Genomic DNA, 18,885 nt, shown 5'->3' with positions numbered 1-18,885 from the left:
TACGACGATTCTCCGGCATTCGCGCCGGCAAGTCGTCACGGTTTCGTGAACATTCGCGCCGCCGAATTCGCCGAGTTATCACGAAATCTTTAACTTTCCGTGAGGACTTCGCGACCGCCGGGGCCGTACGCTGTGCGGCAAGTCACCCCGTCCGACAGGAGCCCATCATGACCAGCCGCCGACGTTTCCTGCTGACCGGCGCCGCGTTCGCCGGCGCCGCCGCCGCGCTCACGCGCAACGGCGCGTTCGCGCAACAGCCCCCGAAGCCGGCCGCGCCGGCCGAGCTGATTCTCTCCGATGCCGAATGGCGCAAGCGCCTCACGCCCGCACAATACACAATCCTGCGCGAGGCGGGAACCGAACGCCCGTTCAGCAGCCCGCTCAACGACGAGCACCGCTCGGGCACCTTCTCGTGCGCCGGCTGCGGGCTCGCCCTGTTCTCCTCGAAGACCAAGTTCGACAGCCACACGGGCTGGCCGAGCTTCTGGGCGCCGCTCGATCATGCCGTGGTCACCGAGGCCGACACCTCGTTCGGGATGGTCCGCACCGAGGTCCATTGCCGCCGCTGCGCCGGCCACCTCGGCCACGTCTTCGACGACGGCCCGAAGCCGACCGGCCTGCGCTACTGCATGAACGGCACGGCGATGACGTTCAGTCCGTCGCCGGCCTGAGCGCCGCCCTCCCTTCAGAAGGACCACGCCATGTTGCTCCTCATCCTCGCTTATCTCGGCGGCGTGCTCACCATCGTGAGCCCGTGCATCCTGCCGGTGCTGCCTTTTGTGTTCGCCCGCGCGGACCGGCCGTTCGTGCGCAACGGCCTGCCGCTTCTGGCCGGCATGGCCGTCACGTTCGCTGCCGTCGCGACGCTGGCCGCCGTCGGCGGCGGCTGGATCGCGCAGGCCAACCAGGCCGGCCGCTGGATCGCGATCGCGCTGGTCGGCGTGTTCGGCCTGACGCTGCTGTTCCCGAGCCTCGCCGAACGTCTGACGCGCCCGCTCGTCGCGCTCGGCAATCGTCTGAGCGGCGTCGCCTCGTCGGCCGAGAACGGCGGCCGCGGCAGCATCGGCCCGTCGCTGCTGCTCGGCGTCGCGACCGGCCTGCTGTGGGCGCCCTGCGCCGGCCCGATCCTCGGTCTCGTGCTGACGGGCGCCGCGCTGCGCGGCGCGAGCGTCGGCACGACGCTGCTGCTGGCCGCCTACGCGGCCGGCGCGGCCACTTCGCTTGCCGCTGCGCTCTTGATCGGCGGCAAGGTGTTCGCGGCGATGAAGCGCTCGCTCGGCGCCGGCGAATGGGTCCGGCGCGGGCTCGGCGTCGCGATGCTGGGCGGCGTCGGCGCGATCGCGCTCGGCCTTGATACAGGCGTGCTGACGCAAGTCTCGACGATCGCGACGGGCGGGCTCGAACAGTCGCTCGTCGACAGGCTCGCGCCGCGCGGCAATGCGATGCGCGGCGCGCCTGCCGACGCCAACAGTCCGGCAATGACGGCGGCGAATGACGCGGCCGCGGCGGCCAGCGGCAACGGCCCTTCGATGATGGCCGCCGGTGACGCCATGCGCGCTGCCGCCAGTGGTGCGGGTGCCAATCCGGCTGACGCCAACGGCCCGTCGATGACTGCGGCCGCCGCGCGCCAGAACGCGGCCATGCTGCACGTGTCGGCGCCGGCGCTGCCCGTCGAGGGCGAGGCGCCGTCGCTGGCCGGCGCGACCGAGTGGCTGAACTCGCCGCCGCTCACGAACGCGTCGTTGCGCGGCAAGGTCGTGCTCGTCGACTTCTGGACCTACTCGTGCGTCAACTGCCTGCGCACGCTGCCGTACGTGAAGGCCTGGGCACGCAAGTACCAGAACGACGGACTCGTCGTGATCGGCGTGCACGCGCCCGAGTTCGCATTCGAGCGCGACATCGGCAACGTGAAGAAGGCCACGCACGATCTCGGCGTGACCTATCCGGTCGCAATCGACAACGGCTATTCGATCTGGCGCGCCTTCAACAACGAATACTGGCCGGCGCACTACTTCATCGACGCGCAGGGCCAGGTCCGCTACCACCACTTCGGCGAGGGCGACTACGTGCAATCCGAACGCGCGATCCAGCAGCTGCTGGTCGAGGCCGGCCACCCGGACGCGGCACAAGTCCCGATCGGCATCGACGGCCCGGTGGCCAGCGGTGCGCAGGCCGCCGCGGACGACGCCGACATGCGTTCGCCGGAAACCTATGTAGGGTATGCGCGCGCCGAGCACTTCGCGTCGCCGGGCGGCCAGTTGCACGACCGCGAGCGCAACTACGCGGCACCCGCGCAGCCCGGCCTCGACGACTGGGGCCTTGCCGGCACCTGGACGGTCGGCGACGAACAGGCGACGCTCGCGAAGCCGGGCGGCCGGATCGTCTACCGCTTCCATGCGCGCGATCTGAACCTCGTGCTCGGCCCGGGCAAGAACGGCGCACCGGTGCGCTTTCGCGTGACCATCGACGGCACCGCGCCGGGCGCCTCGCATGGCGCCGACGTCAACGCCGATGGTATCGGCACGGTGACCGGCCAGCAGCTCTATCAGTTGATCCGTCAGTCCGGCCCGATCGCCGATCACACGTTCTCGATCGAATTCCTCGACCCCGGCGCGCAGGCCTTCGCGTTTACGTTCGGTTGAGCGCGGCGACCTTCCCCCCCATTCGATTTCCATAAGGAGACCAGACCATGAAATCGTCCCAACAGACCGCATCGTCCGCGCCGCGCGCGCGGCTTCGCCTGACGACGCGGATCGTCGCCGCCGCCGCCGCGATCGGCGCGGTAGCCGCCGTCGCGTTCGGCTGGCAGCCGGCCGCGCTTGCAGGGAGCGCGAAACCGCTGCCCGCGCCGACGCTCGACGAGAGACCCGGCGCGAGCCGCACCGAAACCGCCGTGTTCTCGGGCGGCTGCTTCTGGGGCGTGCAGGGCGTGTTCGAGCACGTGGCCGGCGTCAAGCAGGTCGCCGCGGGTTATGCGGGCGGCGCGGCTTCGACGGCGCAGTACGAGACCGTCAGCGAGGGCGATACGGGCCACGCCGAATCGGTGCGGATCGTCTACGATCCGACGCAGATCACCTACGGCCGGCTGCTGCAGATCTTCTTCTCGGTCGCGCACGATCCGACCGAGCTGAACCGGCAAGGGCCCGATACCGGCACGCAGTACCGGTCGGCGATCTTTCCGGCCGATGCGCAGCAGAAATCGATCGCGACCGCCTATATCGCGCAGTTGACGAACGCGCATGCGTTCTCGTCGCCGATCGTCACGAAGATCGAGATGGGCAAGAGCTTCTATCCGGCCGAAGGCTATCACCAGGACTTCCTGGTCAACCACCCCGACTATCCGTACATCGTCATCAACGATATGCCGAAGGTGGCGGCGCTGAAGTCGCAGTACCCCAAGCTGTACGTCGATTCGCCGGTGCTGTACGCGAAGAACGGCGGCGGTGCGTAAAAGTCAGCATCACGAACCCGATGGCCGTTTGGGCGCGATGCATCGAACGGTCATCGGCTCGTTTTCATGCGCGGGCTCATGTGGCGCATCCGGCGAGCGAACTTCATCCGCCCCGTCGCCAACCGCGGGCGGCGTCTCGATCGGATAGCCGCGCCGCCGCCACGCATCGAGACCGCCTTTCACGGTCCGCACGCGCGTGAACCCCTTCTCGCGCATCTTCCGCCCGACCTCGCGCGCGCTCGCATGATCGGAGCAGACGCAATAGACGACGGCGTCGTCGGCCATCAGCGCTTCATCCACCTTGTCGGCCGAGCTCAAGTCGAGCGGCCGCGCGCACGGAATGCGATGAGCCGCGAGGCTGCGGATCGGCTCGGCGCGCGCATCGAGAATGACAGGCGCCGCTGCGTGCGCCTCCGGCGCCGCCGATGCCAGCGCACGCCGCCTGCGCGCGATCCAGCGCCGCACGCGCCATCGCTGCACGAGGCGCAGCGCGAAGTATCCCGCCAGGACTGCGGCGGCGACGTCGATGAGCGTGGCGTCATGCGCTCTCACGACGCTCAGCAGCAGATGCAGCTCCTTGTGCACGAGCACGCCGCCGAGCAGCCAGAACGCGGCCCACGAGGCTGCGCTCGCCAAGTCCCAGGCCACGTAGATGCGCGCATCGACGCGCGTCGTGCCCATCAGCGGCGGCGTGATGAAGGCGAGGCCCGGCACGAACTTCGACACCGCCGTGAGCGAGACGCCAAAGCGCTCGAAGAGCGAGCGCGCCGTCCGGACGGGGACCTCGATGTGGGGCGAGAGCCGCCCCAAGGCGTCGAACACGCGCTCGCCGTAGCGGCGTCCCGCGGCGAACCAGACGCCGTCGCCCGCGAGCGCGCCCGCCACCGCGCCCAGCAGCGCGGACCAGAACGGCAGCGCGCCGCTCGCGATCGCCGTGCCCGCGACCACCAGCGTCGGCACCGCGGGTATCGGCACGCCGAGCCGCGTCAGCAGCACGTTCAGGAAGACGGCGGCTGCGCCCCAATTCGCAATGGCCGAAGTAGAGAGGGCGTTCATTTGCTGCGATTCCGGTGATCTCTGCGTTCTCAGGGCGGCGCGCTATCTTGCGTCCGACGACAGCAGGTCGACGGGCACGCCGTCGCACCCGATGCCCCGCGCCACTTCGAGCGCGCGCCATCCCGCCGTCTGGCCCGGCTCCGGGGCCGCGACGAGGCGGTCCAGCTGCCTGTCGGTACGCACGATGTTGAACGGCCACGACGGCCGCAGCAGACGCTCGTGCACGAGCGAGCCGACCCAGATGGGCCGGGGCCCGCCGTCGCGCTGCGCGAGCGCGTAATCGGTTGGCCAGAAGCGCAGCACGTCGCGTTCTTCGCGCGTGGCGCGCGAGCGCGTGAAGACGAGCGCCGACGGCTCGCCGTTGTTCAGCTTCGGCAGCGCGGGCAGGTCCATCGCGGAGACGTCGGGCGAGACGAGCGACAGCAGGCTCTTCGTCGTCAGCCGCATGCCTTCGACCCAGCCGCGGCTCTTCAGCTGCGCTTCGATCTGCGCCGGATCGGCGGCCCATTGCACGGTGAGGGGTTCCCTGCGGTCGCCGATCAGGTCGGACCGGTAGCACGGCAGGATCTTCCATGCCGAGTCGGCCCACTTCGCCTCGGTCACGACGATGGGCGGCGCCGGCGGCTCGGCGGAGGCGGCGATGCCCGCGATGCTGCCGCCTGCCTGCCACACGACGCACGCGCCGATCACGGCGAGGAACACCGCCGGCATGTGCGGATGGGCCCGGGGCGGCGCGGGATGCCGCCACACGCTGACCAGCGCGGCGAGCGCCACCCAGATCGCCGCGAAGGCCGCGCCGCCGAGCGCGTCCGAGATCGAGAAGCGCCCGAGATAGAGCCCGGCGAACGCGACGGCGACGATGATCGCGGTCGCGGCCGCGGTCACCGCCATGCCCTGAACGCGGCCGACCCGGCGCGTCAGCAGGAAGGCGAGAAATCCGTAGATCGTGACCGTGGCGGCGACGTGGTTGCTCGGAAACGAATAGATGCCGGCGCCCGCGTGCGCCGGGGCGGCGGGCAGGACGCTCAGCTGGATCGCGAGGATCAGCATCTGCGAGAACACCACTGCGGTCAGCCAATAGGCGACGCTGCGCCAGCGGCGCTCGTAGGCCAGCAGCAGCGTGGCGGTCGCGACGAGGGCGATGAGCGTCGGCACGGCGCCGAGCGTGGCCAGCACGGCGAACACGGTGTCGGCCCAAGGCGAGCGGATCGACTGCAGATAGCGGTACGAGGAGAGGTCGATTTGCACGAGCGGGTCGCCGCTGATGACGTCCTCGAACACGCCGAAGAAAACGGCTGCCGCGGCGAGCACGAGCACCGTGAGCGCGATGAGCGTGCCCATCACCGGCCGGGCCGGGTCGAGCATCTGCGTCACGATGCGGCCGGCTGTGTCCTTGCGCTTGCCCGCCCAGCGCATCAGCGCAAGACGCGACGAGGTTGCCCAGTTGCGCGCGTGATCGAGCACGAGACGTACGCCGCGCACGCTGATCCACAACGCGACGGCGAGGATCGCGATGACGGTGACGAGGCGGAACGAGACCGCGCCCGCGAGCTCGAGCGATGCGCCGAACACGACGCCCGGCAGGATATGGGCGAGCGCCCACAGGAGCGCCGAAAGCGCATTCATCGCGTAGAAGCGCGCGGGCGCCATGCCCAGCATGCCCGCGACGACCGGCACGATGGCCCGCAGCGGCGCGAAAAAGCGCGCGGTCACGACGCTCAGGGCGCCGTGCTTCGCGAAGTATTGGCGCCCTGTTTCGAGGATGTTCGGATGCGTGCTGAAGGGCCAGCGGGACGCGATGGTGTCGCGATAGCGGTGGCCGAGCCAGTAGCTGAGGCCGTCGCCGCAGACCGCGCCCGCGATCGCGCTGACGAACAGCCACCCAAGGTTCAAGGCGCCGGTGCCGACAAGCGCCCCGGAAACGAACAGGATCGAGCTGCCGGGAACGAACGTGCCGATGACGGCGACGGCCTCGAAGAACGCAGCGAGGAACACGACGGCCAGCGCCCAGCCCGCATGGTCCGCAAGCAGGTGCAGGAGGTCGGCGTACGCATGCTCCATCTGGGTCTCCGGCGGACCGGCGTTTCGAACAAGCCGGGCAAGCGGCGGGCCGGCGGGTCCCGTTACTTTAATACGGCGTCGCCGGGCTTGCCGGACGGGGCCCGCGCACCGCATCGAGCCCGCATTTCACTCGCCGATCCAGGCCCCGCGCAGATCGCTGTCCTGCAGCAGTTGCAGCAGCGTGCCGGCCGGGCGGCTCAAGCGCCTGGCCGCGAGCGAGATGAATTCGACGTCGGGCAGCGTCGGCAGGCTCGCGCTGTTGACGGGCGGCGCGAGGCCGCGCGCGGCGAGGTATTCCGAGCGCACCGTGATGCCGAGCCCGCCGCGCGCCGCGGCGACGCATCCGGCGTGGCTGCTGCTCGTGCACACCAGTTGCCAGCGCACGCCTTTTTCGGCGAGCGCGTCGAGCACCACGGGGCGCGTGACGCTCGGCTCGGCGACGAGAATGAGCGGCAGCGGCTGGGTGAGATCGACGAGCGTGCCCGCTTTCGCGAGCCATTCCAGCCGCGAGGTGAAGAGCGGCACGCCGCGCCGCCCGCCCACGCGGCGCTTGCCGACCATCAGGTCGATCGACCCTGCATCGAGCAGCTCGTAGAGCTTGCCTGTCATGGCGATGGTGATCTCGAGCTCGACGTCGGGATGCGCGTTGCGAAACGCGGCCAGCACCGTGGGCAGCGGCCCGAGCGCGACGTCGTCCGACGAGCCGAGGCGCACCCGGCCTTTGAGGCGCGGCCCCCGAAACTGCGACTCGGCGCGCGAGATCGCCTGCAGGATGACGGTTGCGTGCGCAAGCATCGCCTCGCCGTCGGGCGTCATGGCGAGCGAATGGGTGTCGCGCACGAGGAGCCGCCGCCCCACGCTTTCTTCGAGGCGGCGGATGTGTTCGCTGACGCTCGACTGCGTGAGGTCGAGCTGCCGTCCGGCCTCGGTGAAGCTGTGACAGGCCGCCACGGTCGCGAAGGTCTTGAGCCAGGTGGGATTGAGCATGCGCCATTGTTATCGGCAAATCCGATGACAGTCAACGCCGTTAGCGGGGTTCCCGATTGACGGCGATGTCAATATCATGACGGTAGCTGAAAGAAACCTCCATGATGAACAAGGAATCCTCACAAACCGCGCTACTCTGGATCGTCGCCACGGGCTTTTTCATGCAGGCCCTCGATACGACGATCGTCAACACCGCGCTTCCCTCCATCGCGCAGAGCCTCGCCGAATCTCCGCTGGCGATGCAGCCGATCGTCGTCGGCTACACCCTCACGATGGCGCTCCTCACGCCCGCCTCGGGCTGGCTCGCCGACCGCTTCGGCACCCGCCGCGTCTACTTCGCCGCGATCCTGATCTTCGTGCTCGGCTCGGTCTGCTGCTCGAGCGCGCATACGCTGAACCAACTGGTGATCGCACGCGTGCTGCAGGGCGTCGGCGGCTCGATGCTGCTGCCGATCGGGCGGCTCGCGGTGCTGCGCAGCGTGTCGAGCGAGCAATACGTGTCGGCGCTCGCGTTCGTGTCGATCGCGGGGCAGGTGGGGCCGATCGTCGGCCCGACGCTCGGTGGCTGGTTCGCCGAATCGATCTCGTGGCACTGGATCTTCCTCATCAACGTGCCGATCGGCGCGTTCGGGCTGTGGGCCGTGCATCGCTATCTGCCGCGCGATACGTCGGGCAGCGAGGCGCCGCCGTTCGACATCTTCGGCTGCGCGCTGCTCTCGCTCGCGATGATCGCGTTCTCGCTCGCCACCGATGCGCCCGTGCACGAGCATCGCGCAGCGTGGTCCGCAGGCCTCTTCGCGCTGGGTCTCGCCGCGGCGCTTGCGTACATCCCCTATGCGCAGCGCCGCAACAATCCGCTGTTCCGGCTCGCGCTCTTTCGCGAACCGAACTTCAGCGTTGGCCTGATCGGCAATCTCGTCTGCCGGATCGGCTCGAGCGCGGTGCCGTTCCTGCTGCCGCTCCTGATGCAATTGCAGCTCGGCTTCACGCCGTTGCACTCGGGCCTGATGATGCTGCCCGCCGCGCTCGCGGGCACCGTCGCCAAGCGCTGGATCGCGCCGCTCATCAAGCGCTACGGCTACGACACGTTCCTGCTCGTCAACACGCTCGTCGTCGGTGGGGCGATCGTGGCGTTCGCGCTGATCTCGAAGGGCACACCGCTTGCCGTCGAGATCGCCGTGCTCGCCGTGTTCGGCGCGGCCAACTCGATGCAGTTCGCGGCGATGAACAGCGTCACGCTGAAAGGCTTGTCGCACGCCGATGCGGGCAGCGGCAACAGCCTGTTTTCGATGGTGCAGATGCTGGCGATGGGGTTGGGCGTATCGATCGGCGGCGGGCTCGTGAAGGTGTTCTCGGCGCAATGGAGCTCGTCCGCGATGGGCTTCCGGCTCAGCTTCGTGTGCGTCGGCGTCATCACGCTGCTCTCGGCGCTGGTGTTCCGCCGCATCGACAACGAGCCGGCTCCGGTGCGGGCCGTTCGCCGCGCGCCGCAGGGGGCGGGGCGCTGATTCCCGGCGCGCCTCGTGTCTTTGCCTCATTTATTGAAATTGCCGCGGACGTGGACTAATTTGGGGGCATGTCCGCCCGACGCTCCCGACGGTGCGGACCCGTTTTCCTCATTGTCGAAACCATGCGCCGCCACATTGCCGTCCTGCTGCCCGCGCTGATCGCTCTTGCCGCATCGGCGCCCGAGGCTTCCGGCGAGGAGTCCGCGATGTCCTTGACCTTGACTTCCCCCGCCTTCCAGAACGGCGCCGGGATTCCCGCGCGCCACACCTGCCAGGGCGCCGACGTGTCGCCGCCGCTCGCGTGGTCCGGCGTGCCGGCCAACGCGAAGAGCCTTGCGCTGATCGTCGACGATCCCGACGCGCCGGACCCGGCCGCGCCCAAGGTGGTCTGGGTGCATTGGGTGCTCTATGACATTCCGCCGGGCGCGAGCGGGTTGCCCGAAGGCGCGGGCGGCGGGGCGCCGCCGCAAGGCGCGCAGCATGGCGTCAGTGATTTTCAGCGCGCCCAGTACAACGGCCCGTGTCCGCCCGTCGGCCGTCATCGCTACTTTTTCAAGCTCTACGCGCTCGACACGGTGCTGCCCGACCTCGGCAAGCCCAGCAAGGCGGCGCTTGAAAAGGCGATGCAGGGGCACATCGTCGCGCATGCCGAGCTGGTCGGCACGTATCAGAAGCATTGAGGCGCGAAGCATGGACATGGATACCGGCGATGGTTGGGTCGTGCGCAGGATGTCGGCCGACGAGGTCGGGCTGGCTGTCGAGTGGGCCGCGCAGGAGGGATGGAATCCCGGCTGGCACGATGCCGCTTGTTTCTGGGAGGCCGATCCGGATGGCTTTTTCGTGGGCGTTTGGCGGGGCGAGCCGGTGGCTTGTCTCGCGGCGGTCGCTTATGACGAGTGCTTTGGCTTCATCGGCCTCTATATCGTCAAGCCCGGGTTTCGCGGCAAAGGCTTCGGCATGCGAGTCTGGCAGCACGGCATGCGCTACCTGGGGGACCGCAACGTCGGTCTCGATGGCGTCCTCGCCCAGCAGGCGAATTACCGGAAGTCCGGTTTTCAGCTGGCTTATCGCAACATCCGATATCAGGGGCGGGTGCAGGGCATCGGATGTGCGCAGGTGACCGAGGCGGAAGGTGTGCCGTTCGAGCAACTGCTCGCTTACGACCGGCAGTGCTTTCCCGCTGCGCGCGAGCGTTTCGTCAGAGCGTGGATCGCGCAGCCGGATGCGGTCGCGCTGGCGACGGTCGATGAGGGGCGCGTGGCCGGATACGGTGTCGTGCGGCGCTGCCAGGCCGGCTGCAAGATCGGCCCGCTGTTTGCCGACGACGAATGCGTGGCGACCGGGCTCTTTCGCGCGCTGGCGGCGAGCATGCCGGGCGAGGTCGTCGTGCTCGATGTGCCGGAGACCAACCCTGCCGCGGTTGCGTTGGCTGAGCGGCACGGCATGACGAGCGTGTTCGAAACCGCGCGGATGTACACCAAGGAGACGCCTGCGATTGCGATCGAACGGGTGTTCGGGGTGACGTCGTTCGAGTTGGGGTGAGGGGGCCTTATGGCGTCGGTAATTTCAAGCCAAGAAGCATAGGGCATTCGTTTCGGACTATTCCTATAGCAGCCGGTGTTGTAGGTCGACTATGTTTCGCTCTCCAAAAATAAAAGCTGAAGGAGATGAGCGATGGATAAGTCGAATCACGCGCGACTGCGTTGGATAGATCGGTTCACGATCCAACTCGCGGCGCTGCGGCGCGTTCAACGGGAGGCTAAGCGTGCGGCGTGCTCGGGGCGTGCCCGATGAGCGCCGCGAAGAGGCTACGCACCCGCACTTTCAACTCGCAGCCTGAATTGATCCGCTTGCGCGACCTGGAACCGGAAGATGCGTCCTGGGTCTCGGATCCGCAGTCCGCGTGGAACGCGATAGAGAGCAAGGCGTGTGCTGCGCTGATGCACAGGAACATCGAGTTCGACTCGGGGCACGTCAGCGGCTACCAGCTTGCCGAGTTCCTGGACGACACGTTCGACTCAAGCTGGCGTCGTGCGCCGGCGTACGAACACGCAATACGGGTCAATCGGCTGGAAGCGCTCAGGCATCAGATCGACCGAGGGCACTGGGTAGTGCTGGGGTGGTGGGAACGCCAACTGGTCGAGTGGATGGAGTATCCCGGGGTGCCGGAAGGCGGACGCTGGCAGCTCCGTCCGAGATGGCGAAGCCTGGAAAATGGCAGTGCGTTGGAACGGCACTTGAACGAAGTGACCCGGCGACGCAGCCGAGAGGTGGCAAGGACGAGCACGCCGCTATCGGGTGAACCGTTTCTCGCGCAGTTCGATGCGCCGTTGCCGGGGGTGCTGGTGGCGGGGCCCGGGGCAGGCGAGACGCCACTCGACGCGTTCAGGCGTGGCGCGACAGGTGACTATGCTGGCGTGCTGGATCCAAGTCCGAGTGCTGCCTATGCGGGTAAGCTGGCAGGTGATGCGGTGCAGAGTGTGAAGCAGTTTGGTTACCAGATGATTGGTGGCCAGAGCGCGGATGAGGCTCTTGCGAACTGGGCGGCCGGGAACCACGTGGTCGCGGGAACCAAGGGGCTTGAGGCACTTACCGAAGCTGGCCTCGCCCTGATGGGGACAGGTGAGCTAACGCAACCGCTGGCGTCGGCGTTGCGAAAAGTCATTGGTTCATTCAGTGGCGCTAATTTCGCAAGCGACAAGCTTCTGGTTGAACACTTTTTGAAGCACGGAGCTGAGTTCCGTGCACAAAGCGCGCAAGAGTATCTGCAGGTTGGGCGAGATATTGTTAAGAACGGACATGAGGTCAGCTATTTATATGAGAAGACGAACGAAATGCGGACCGGCTATGTCTCATTTTTGCGGAATACGGGAAGAACGGGTGAGGCCCTGTTTGGCTTTGTCGGTACTAACAAAGAAGGTGCCATCACTACAATCCACGTTAAACCTCGTGCGGAAATGTTTAGCCTGCTCGGTGATGACATGCAGGGCAAACTAAGAGCATTCCGATCCGACACTGTTGGCCCGTCGCCTCAGAGCGGATGGAGATACCCATACCCAGAACCGGGAGTGAAATAAATGAAGACGGACGACTACCAAACAGTTCGAATCAAAAAAATAGGCAGCAGCGTAGAGGAGGAATTTGTTATTGAGGTGGAGGGTAATGCGCTCGTATGCTTTGCTAGCAATCCTCCCGCTAATTTGCGGGAGGGGAGTGACTGTTTGGCTGCTTTCACTTTTCTAATTCTCGACGATTACAAGATCTCGGTGTCTGAGTGTGATAGGCCATCAAGCCTTCAGAGAAGAGGGGAGGGATTTGCTTATAGGATCGTCGGTCAGCTACTTGACGGTCAATTGTGTGCGTGTGGATTCAATTTTCGTGATGAGGCGCTGGAGACAGAGTTTGCGTATTTGAATGGCAAGACAATCTCGATAGATGTCGATCGAATCGATGTGGATTTTTTAAAGTGAGATTTAGTGTCCCTGAGTTAACTGCTATCTGTGTTGGATGTCGGAGTAAGAGTGGCGTTCCACATTGTCATTGAGATGATCGATGAAGAAGGTGAAGTTGCTAACTATCGATTCAAAAGCGATGGTGGGAGGGTTGGGGTGTTTAAAATTTGCAAGTCAAATGGCGAGGTAAAGCTCATCGAGCAAATGCCCGGAGATGAAGGCGGGCACATATTTAACCGTGCTGCGGTAAAAGTTATGCGGGAATGGAAGCGGGGCAAGTTGCCGTCGGTAACGGAGTGGGCTTCTTGATAAAAGTGAGGCGCGATAGCCCGCTCTAAAGATCAAGACGCTGAAAATACCCCGTCAGCTCGAGATACCCGCGCCCCAACGGTCTTGTCGCGCTTACCGCTCGCGCTGCGCCGCTCGCGGCGGTGCTGGAGTTCGCGTCAGCCGGAGAGACCGTTCCAGCTGATGCCCGAAACGCCGTCACCGCCCCTTCCCAATACACCGCCCCCGTGCTCGCGCGGCTATCGAACTCCCGGTCGTCCATCAACGGCACGAGCACCAGATGCAGGTCCAGCGCATCGACCCGCATCGCCACCGGATAGCGCGCCCCCGTGTGCGGCGAACGCCACCATCGCAGCGGCGTGAAGCCGACACTATCGGGCGGCAGCGCGCGCGTGCTGCCGTCGGCGGCGCGCAGGGTGCCGCCGGCCCAGAACTTGCGGCCTGCCTTGTCGCGTATCCGGTAGGCCATCAGCGCGCCGCCGCCGTCGAGATCGATGCCGATCCAGTCCCAGCCGACTGCCTCGTTAGCGAGCGCCGCCGACGACCATTCGTGATCGAGCCAGGCGTGGCCGCTCACGGGCGTTCCTTTGCCGCTGCGCTTCAGGATGCCGGCCACTTTCAGCCAAGGCTGGCTGTAGTAGTAGCTTGCCTCGCTTGGAAGCGGACCTTTGCGGCTGTATCCGTCCGCACCGTTGAGGATTACCGGTTGCGTCGGCTGGAGCGTGAAGGCGAACGCGAAGCCGGAAGTGTCGACATTCAAGCGATAGAGGCCGTCAGCCTCGCGTTCGAGCGACCAGTCGCCGATATGGACGGCGGTGTCCGCCTCGCTGGCCTCGGCCAGGCCGAAACCCTGCCGCGCGGCGCGCTGGTCATGCTGCAGGCCGCCCGTGCGCGGATCGCTCAAGGCCACGTTGGCGAACAGCAGTTGCTTCGGCGCGAAGCGGCTGGGGTTCGCATCGTCGAGCGCGGGGCGCGAGCGGAAGAACGTCGCTTCGAAGCCAAGCGAGGTGTCCGCATCGCTTTGCAGCCAGCCCGTCAGATACCACCATTCGGTGCGATAGCGCGAATGCGCGCCGTAGTCGCGCGGAAACACGAGCGGATGCCCGCTTTCGACGGCCGGAAAATCCGGCACGTGAGCCTGCGCTCGGTGGGCGAGGAGCGCTGCCAACGGCCACAGAAGGAATGTGCGCCGCCTCATGGCTTCACCAATCGTCGCGCACGGCGCGCACCGCATCCACCGACATCGCCGCGCGCGAGCTGAAGAGCGCCGTCAACGCCGCAGCGGCGACGACCGCCGCCGCCAGCGCCGTCACCAACCCCCAAGGCATATGCAGGCTCATCGTCCAGTGAAACGATTGGGGATTGACGACATGCACGAGCACCATCGCGAGACCCACGCCCAGCGTCGAGCCCGACAGCACGCCAAGCAGCGCGACCAGCGCGCCTTCCATCGCGAGCATGATGCCGATCTGCCGCCGCATCACGCCCAGGTGCCGCAGCATGCCGAACTCGCGCGTGCGGGCGAGCGCCTGTGCGCCGAAGCTCGCGCCGACGCCGAACAGCCCGATGATCACGGCGACCGCTTCGAGCAGGTAGGTCACGGCGAAGCTGCGGTCGAAGATCTTGAGGCTCGCGGCGCGGATCTCGCCGGGCTGCGCGAATTCGAGCTGGCCGCCGCCGGTCACGCTGGCGCGCAAGCGCACGATGGCCTGCGCCGGCGTCGCGCCGGGCGCGAGCCACAACGCGGCATCCGTGACGCGCGTGTCTTGAGTCAGCCGCCGATAGTCGCTCGCGTCGATCACGATGGCGCCGAACTGCCGCGCGTAGTCGCGCCAGATCCCGGCCACGGTGAACGCGAAGCGCTGCCCCGCCAGCGGCAGCGTGATCCGTTGCCCGGTCCGCATCCCGTAGAGATCCGCTGCCGCCTCGCTGACCCAGACGGGCGGCGGGTCGCCCGCGTGCGGCACGAGCGGCGCGGCGGCAAGCGGCAGTCGCGCGGCGGGGTTGCGCGGATCGATCGGGCGCGCGAGCAGCGCCACCGGAGGCAGCCGTGCATCGAGCGAGATCTGCGTCGCGCGCAGGAATTCGGCGCGCGCGATGCCGGGCGTCGCCGCGATGGCCGCCTGCTCGCCCGGCGCGAGAAAGCCGCTGTCGCCGCCCGGCGACGCGCGCAAGTAGAGCGGCGCGGGCAGCAGCAACTGGAGCCAGTCGTCGACGGCGATGCGGAAGCTCGACACCATGATCGCCATCGCGCTCATCAGGCTGAAGCTCGCGACGATCCCCGCGAGGCCGATCGCCGCCCGGCCCGGCGCGTTGGCGAGCTGCGCGAGCACGAGCTGCGGCAGCGCATGGCGCGGCCAGGGCAGGCGCGCGAAAACCGTGTGCGCGACGGCTGGCATTGCGAGCACGCCGCCCACGAGCAAGAGTGCGATCGCGAGGTAGCCGAACACCGGCAGGCCGGCCACGGGTGGCATTTGAGTGAAGACGAGCCCGGCGCTCAACGCGGCGAGCGCGCCTGTCGCCGCCCGCCTGGTGCGCAGCCGCCCGGCAGGCGCTTCTTCGTCGCCCGCCTTCAATGCCTGGGCGGGACGCGAGCGCGCGGCTTCGAGCGCGGGCGCGAGACTGCCGAGCACCGCGGCGGCGACGCCGAGCGCAAAGAACATCGCCGCGGGCAGCGCGTCGAACTGCGCGCGCGGCTGCACGCCCTCGAAATAGCCGCCGCCGAGATCGCCGCCTCCGAAGCGCAGCACGGCGGCGGCGAGCGCGAAGCCGGCGGCGAGCCCCACGGCGGCGCCGGGCATGCCGAGGGCCGCGCCTTCCCAAACGACGAGCGCGAGCACGCCCCGCCGCGTCACGCCGATGGCGCGCAGCAGCGCGAACTGCGCGCGGCGCCGCAGCACGGCGAGCGCCTGCATCGTGAAGACGAGAAACGCGCCCGTGAAGAGCGCGACGAGCGCGAGCACGTTGAGATTGGCGCGGTAGGCGCGCGACAGCATCGACGTGCGGTGCGCGTTGTCGCGCGGCGTGACGGCGGCGACGCCCGCGGGCAGGAGCGGGGCGGCCTCGCGCGCGAACGCGTCGGCGTCGACGCCGGGCTCGAGCTTGATATCGATGCGCTGCAGCGTGCCGAGCCGCTGCAGGCGCCATTGCGCGGCGCCGATATCCATCACGCCGACCCGCACGCCCTCGCCCGAGGCCGGCAGCACGCCCGCCACGCGCAGCGCGAGCTGCGCGAGCCCGGCTTGCACGGTCAGCGAGTCGCCGGGTTTCAGGCCAAGCCAGGTCAACGCGGCGGGCGAGAGAAACACCGTGTCGGGCGAGAGCAGGTCGAGACCGTCGCCGGCGGCGCGATCGATGCGTCCGACGAGATTCGGCGTGACGTAGCCCGCGCGAAACACGTCGACGCCGAGCAGCTTCAGCGATTCGCCGCGGCCCGCGACGCGCGCATCGACCTCGACCACCGGGCTCGCCGCCGCGACCCCGGACAAATGTGCGATGCGCGGGTACAGCGCTTCGTCGAACCCCGCGCGCGGGCCGCGCAGTTCGACATCCGCGTTGCCCATCAGCGAATTGACGGTGGCCGACAGCTCGGTGAGCGCCGCGCGGTTGATCAACTGCACGGCGTAGCCCATCGCGACGCCGGCGGCGATCGCGAGAATGCCGATCAGCGTGCGCAGCGGATGCGAGCGCATCTCCCCGAAGATGAGCGCGGCGCCGTACGCGCCGTTGCCCGGCTGCCGTGGCGATCGCGCCGGGCTCGAATGCTGCGGCGAACGGATGGTGCTTGGATTACGCATCGCCTGCGCCTATGCGGCCCCGGCCGCTTCCGGAGGCGGCGCGCCAGGCTCGAGCCCTTCCGGCGTGAGCCTCAGCACGCGATCGGCGGCAGCGGCCACGGCCGCCGAGTGCGTGGCGAGCAGCACGGCCGTGCCGTTCTTTTGCGCGAGCTCGCGCAGAAGCGCGAGGATGCGCATGGCCGTGCCGTGGTCGAGATTGCCGGTCGGCTCGTCGGCGAGCACGAGGCGCGGCTGATGCACGAGCGCACGCGCGATTGCCACGCGCTGCAGTTCGCCGCCCGACATCTCGCGCGGCATCGCGTTCTCGCGTCCGCCCAGACCCACCGACAACAAGGCAAACGACACGCGCACTGCCGCATCCTTCGCGCGCATCCCGTTGAGGAGCAGCGGCAGCGCGATGTTTTGCGCTGCGCTCAGGTTCGGCAGCACGTGAAACGCCTGGAACACGAAGCCCATCTTGTGGCGGCGCTGCAGGGTGGCGGCATCGTCGTCGAGCGTGGCGAGGTCGTGTCCGTCGAAGACGATTTGGCCTGCGTCGGGGCGGTCGAGTCCGGCGGCGAGATTGAGCAGCGTCGATTTGCCGACGCCGGACTCGCCCATGATCGCCACGCATTCCCCCGCCCGCAGTTCGAGATTGACGCCGCGCAGCACCTGGCGCGGCGCGTGGCCGTCGTAGTGCTTCGATACGTTGGCGAGCGTCAGCATCATGGGGTGTCACTCGCCGCTGGGATTCGCCGCGCCCGAGCGGTAGCGCAGCAGATGATCCGTGCCGGATTCGGAGAGCCACACTTCGCCTGGACGGCCCATCATCTGGCGCACGTTCGCATGCTGGCGCGGCAGCGCGAAGACGTCGAAATGCTCGCTGCGCGGATCGAAGCGCACCAGCGCGTTCGCGCTCCATTCGCTGAGCCAGACGATGTCGTGTCCATCGACGAAGATCGCGTACGCGTGCGGATCGCTGCCGGGCAGCTTCCACTCGCGCCATTGGCGCGTCGCCGGATCGAAGACGCCCACCTTGCCCGCGTTCCACTCGCTGATCCAGATGCGCCCCTTCGAATCGGCCCAGGCGCGGCGCGCGCCCTGATTCGGCGTCGGCGGCTCGATGACTTGCGCGGCGCCGCTCGTCGGATCGATGTGGCCGAGATAGCTGCCGGCGAGCGACGCGAAGTACAGGCCGCCGTCGGGCGTCACGCAGATGCCGTAGGGGCCGCGGCCGCGCGGCGCGTCGAAGACGCGCATGCTGCCGTGCAGCGGATCGAGCTCGCCATAGACGCCGCTTTGCCCCGTAAACCACAGATGGCCTTGCTTGTCGAAGACGGCGGTGTTCAGGTTGGCGCCGGGACGATCTTGCGGCAGCGGAAAACGCGTGACGGCGAGCGTTTTCGCATCGACGCGCACGATCGCGTTCAAGCCGCCGTCGGTGACCCACGCCGCGCGATCGGGGCCGACGATCACGCCGTGCGGCGCCGAGCCGTTGCCGAGCGGCACCTGCGCGATCTTGCCGCTCGCGGGGTCGAGGCGCCCGAGCACGCCTTGCGCCTGCGCCGTGTACCAGACCGTGCCGTCTGGCGACGGGGCGGCGTCATGCGGCGCGCTGCCCGAAGGCACGGCAAAGCTATCGAAGGGCGGCGCTTGCTGCGCTGTCGCCAATCCGGCCAATCCGCCGGCGATGAGCGCGACGCAAGCAATCGCTGCGGCGGCGAGCGCGGTTTTCATCGCGCGCCGCGCCTATTCGGCGGGCCCCATGCCGCGATGCGGCGCCGTCGCGGCGGAGCCGGGGCGGCGCAGCATCTTGTCGACTTCGCCCGCGTGCAGTTCCTCGGTATGGATCATCTGCCGCGCAAACTCTTCGAGCGCCACCGAGCGGCCTTCCACGTGCGCCAGCAACTCGCGATAAAGCTCGAGCGCGCCGTTCTCGGCTTCCAGCGATTCGCGCAGGATCGACGCGATATCGAACGTGTGCGAATCGAGCAGCGGCCCGATCGCGAGCGACGGGTACGCACCCAGCGTCGTGATCCATTCGCCTGCCTGCTGGGCGTGCACGAGCGATTCGCCGGCCTGCTGCCGCAGCCATGCCACGATCGGGATGCGGCCGAAGCCGAACACCAGGAACGAATAGTGCGTATAGCGCACCACGCCCGCCAGCTCGGATTCGAGGATCTTGTTCAGCACCGCAACGACTGCTTCCTTGTCGATCTCAGCCATGTTCGCCTCCGTGCGGCAGGTGCGCCGAGGAATTCGATTGTTGCACTTCGAGGCACGCTCTGCACGGCGTGGGCGAAACG

17 protein-coding genes are annotated in these 18,885 nt (G+C 67.8%); 9 read left to right on the top strand and 8 right to left on the bottom strand.

The window, feature by feature from the left end:
- The first annotated feature begins 167 nt into the window (after positions 1-167).
- The 3 genes from msrB to msrA are packed head-to-tail and all read left to right on the top strand — an operon-like array spanning position 168 to position 3,451.
- Entirely contained in the window at positions 168-671 is a 504-nt protein-coding gene (gene msrB, locus FAZ69_RS21945; protein WP_136897193.1) for a peptide-methionine (R)-S-oxide reductase MsrB, read from the top strand.
- 30 nt (positions 672-701) lie between these two features.
- Positions 702-2,642, top strand: a complete 1,941-nt coding sequence (locus FAZ69_RS21940) for a cytochrome c biogenesis protein DipZ (protein ID WP_136897192.1) — start codon at positions 702-704, stop codon at positions 2,640-2,642.
- 47 nt (positions 2,643-2,689) lie between these two features.
- Positions 2,690-3,451: a peptide-methionine (S)-S-oxide reductase MsrA gene (msrA, locus tag FAZ69_RS21935; RefSeq protein ID WP_136897191.1), complete on the top strand. Its 762-nt coding sequence runs from the start codon at positions 2,690-2,692 to the stop codon at positions 3,449-3,451.
- A 9-nt stretch (positions 3,452-3,460) separates the two neighbouring features.
- On the opposite strand, the gene FAZ69_RS21930 is transcribed toward msrA, so the two are convergent.
- The 3 genes from FAZ69_RS21930 to FAZ69_RS21920 all read right to left on the bottom strand — a co-directional run bounded on the left by FAZ69_RS21930 (position 3,461) and on the right by FAZ69_RS21920 (position 7,555).
- On the bottom strand, positions 3,461-4,507 hold the full coding sequence (locus FAZ69_RS21930) for a VTT domain-containing protein (protein WP_136897190.1): 1,047 nt from the start codon (positions 4,505-4,507) through the stop codon (positions 3,461-3,463).
- A 42-nt stretch (positions 4,508-4,549) separates the two neighbouring features.
- Positions 4,550-6,568 carry a VTT domain-containing protein gene (locus FAZ69_RS21925; protein WP_136897189.1) on the bottom strand — a complete coding sequence of 673 codons (2,019 nt, stop codon included), beginning with the start codon at positions 6,566-6,568 and terminating at the stop codon, positions 4,550-4,552.
- 126 nt (positions 6,569-6,694) lie between these two features.
- Positions 6,695-7,555 carry a LysR family transcriptional regulator gene (locus tag FAZ69_RS21920; protein WP_136897188.1) on the bottom strand — a complete coding sequence of 287 codons (861 nt, stop codon included), beginning with the start codon at positions 7,553-7,555 and terminating at the stop codon, positions 6,695-6,697.
- Between the two features lie 104 nt (positions 7,556-7,659).
- Here FAZ69_RS21920 and mdtD point away from each other — a divergent pair, with 104 nt between their 5' ends.
- The 6 genes from mdtD (at position 7,660) to FAZ69_RS21890 (ending at position 12,824) form a co-directional block, all read left to right on the top strand.
- On the top strand, positions 7,660-9,063 hold the full coding sequence (gene mdtD / locus FAZ69_RS21915; RefSeq protein WP_136897277.1) for a multidrug transporter subunit MdtD: 1,404 nt from the start codon (positions 7,660-7,662) through the stop codon (positions 9,061-9,063).
- Positions 9,064-9,269: 206 nt separating this feature from the next.
- Positions 9,270-9,743 (top strand): YbhB/YbcL family Raf kinase inhibitor-like protein, encoded by a 474-nt coding sequence (locus FAZ69_RS21910; RefSeq protein ID WP_136897276.1) that lies wholly within the window; start codon positions 9,270-9,272, stop codon positions 9,741-9,743.
- A 16-nt stretch (positions 9,744-9,759) separates the two neighbouring features.
- Positions 9,760-10,605, top strand: a complete 846-nt coding sequence (locus tag FAZ69_RS21905; protein WP_136897275.1) for a GNAT family N-acetyltransferase — start codon at positions 9,760-9,762, stop codon at positions 10,603-10,605.
- A 248-nt stretch (positions 10,606-10,853) separates the two neighbouring features.
- Entirely contained in the window at positions 10,854-12,140 is a 1,287-nt protein-coding gene (locus FAZ69_RS21900; RefSeq protein WP_136897187.1) for a hypothetical protein, read from the top strand.
- Entirely contained in the window at positions 12,141-12,533 is a 393-nt protein-coding gene (locus tag FAZ69_RS21895) for a UCP019853 family protein (protein WP_136897186.1), read from the top strand. It begins immediately after the preceding gene.
- Positions 12,534-12,584: 51 nt separating this feature from the next.
- A complete protein-coding gene (locus FAZ69_RS21890; protein WP_136897185.1) occupies positions 12,585-12,824 on the top strand; it encodes a hypothetical protein in 240 nt (79 codons plus the stop codon).
- Between the two features lie 25 nt (positions 12,825-12,849).
- Here FAZ69_RS21890 and FAZ69_RS21885 read toward each other — a convergent pair whose 3' ends face one another.
- The 5 genes from FAZ69_RS21885 to FAZ69_RS21865 are packed head-to-tail and all read right to left on the bottom strand — an operon-like array spanning position 12,850 to position 18,805.
- A complete protein-coding gene (locus tag FAZ69_RS21885; RefSeq protein ID WP_136897184.1) occupies positions 12,850-14,001 on the bottom strand; it encodes a lipocalin-like domain-containing protein in 1,152 nt (383 codons plus the stop codon).
- Between the two features lie 4 nt (positions 14,002-14,005).
- Complete coding sequence (locus FAZ69_RS21880; RefSeq protein WP_136897183.1) at positions 14,006-16,600, bottom strand: FtsX-like permease family protein; 2,595 nt, start codon at positions 16,598-16,600, stop codon at positions 14,006-14,008.
- Between the two features lie 9 nt (positions 16,601-16,609).
- Positions 16,610-17,305, bottom strand: a complete 696-nt coding sequence (locus FAZ69_RS21875; RefSeq protein WP_136897274.1) for an ABC transporter ATP-binding protein — start codon at positions 17,303-17,305, stop codon at positions 16,610-16,612.
- 9 nt (positions 17,306-17,314) lie between these two features.
- Entirely contained in the window at positions 17,315-18,316 is a 1,002-nt protein-coding gene (locus tag FAZ69_RS21870) for a Vgb family protein (protein ID WP_136897182.1), read from the bottom strand.
- Between the two features lie 12 nt (positions 18,317-18,328).
- Positions 18,329-18,805: a ferritin-like domain-containing protein gene (locus FAZ69_RS21865; protein ID WP_136897181.1), complete on the bottom strand. Its 477-nt coding sequence runs from the start codon at positions 18,803-18,805 to the stop codon at positions 18,329-18,331.
- Positions 18,806-18,885 lie beyond the last annotated feature (80 nt).

The sequence above is a fragment of the Trinickia terrae genome (assembly GCF_005144415.1).
GTDB lineage: Bacteria > Pseudomonadota > Gammaproteobacteria > Burkholderiales > Burkholderiaceae > Trinickia_A > Trinickia_A terrae.
The sequence above is the reverse complement of the archived record's forward strand: the minus strand, read 5'-3'. Positions and strand labels throughout refer to the sequence as shown.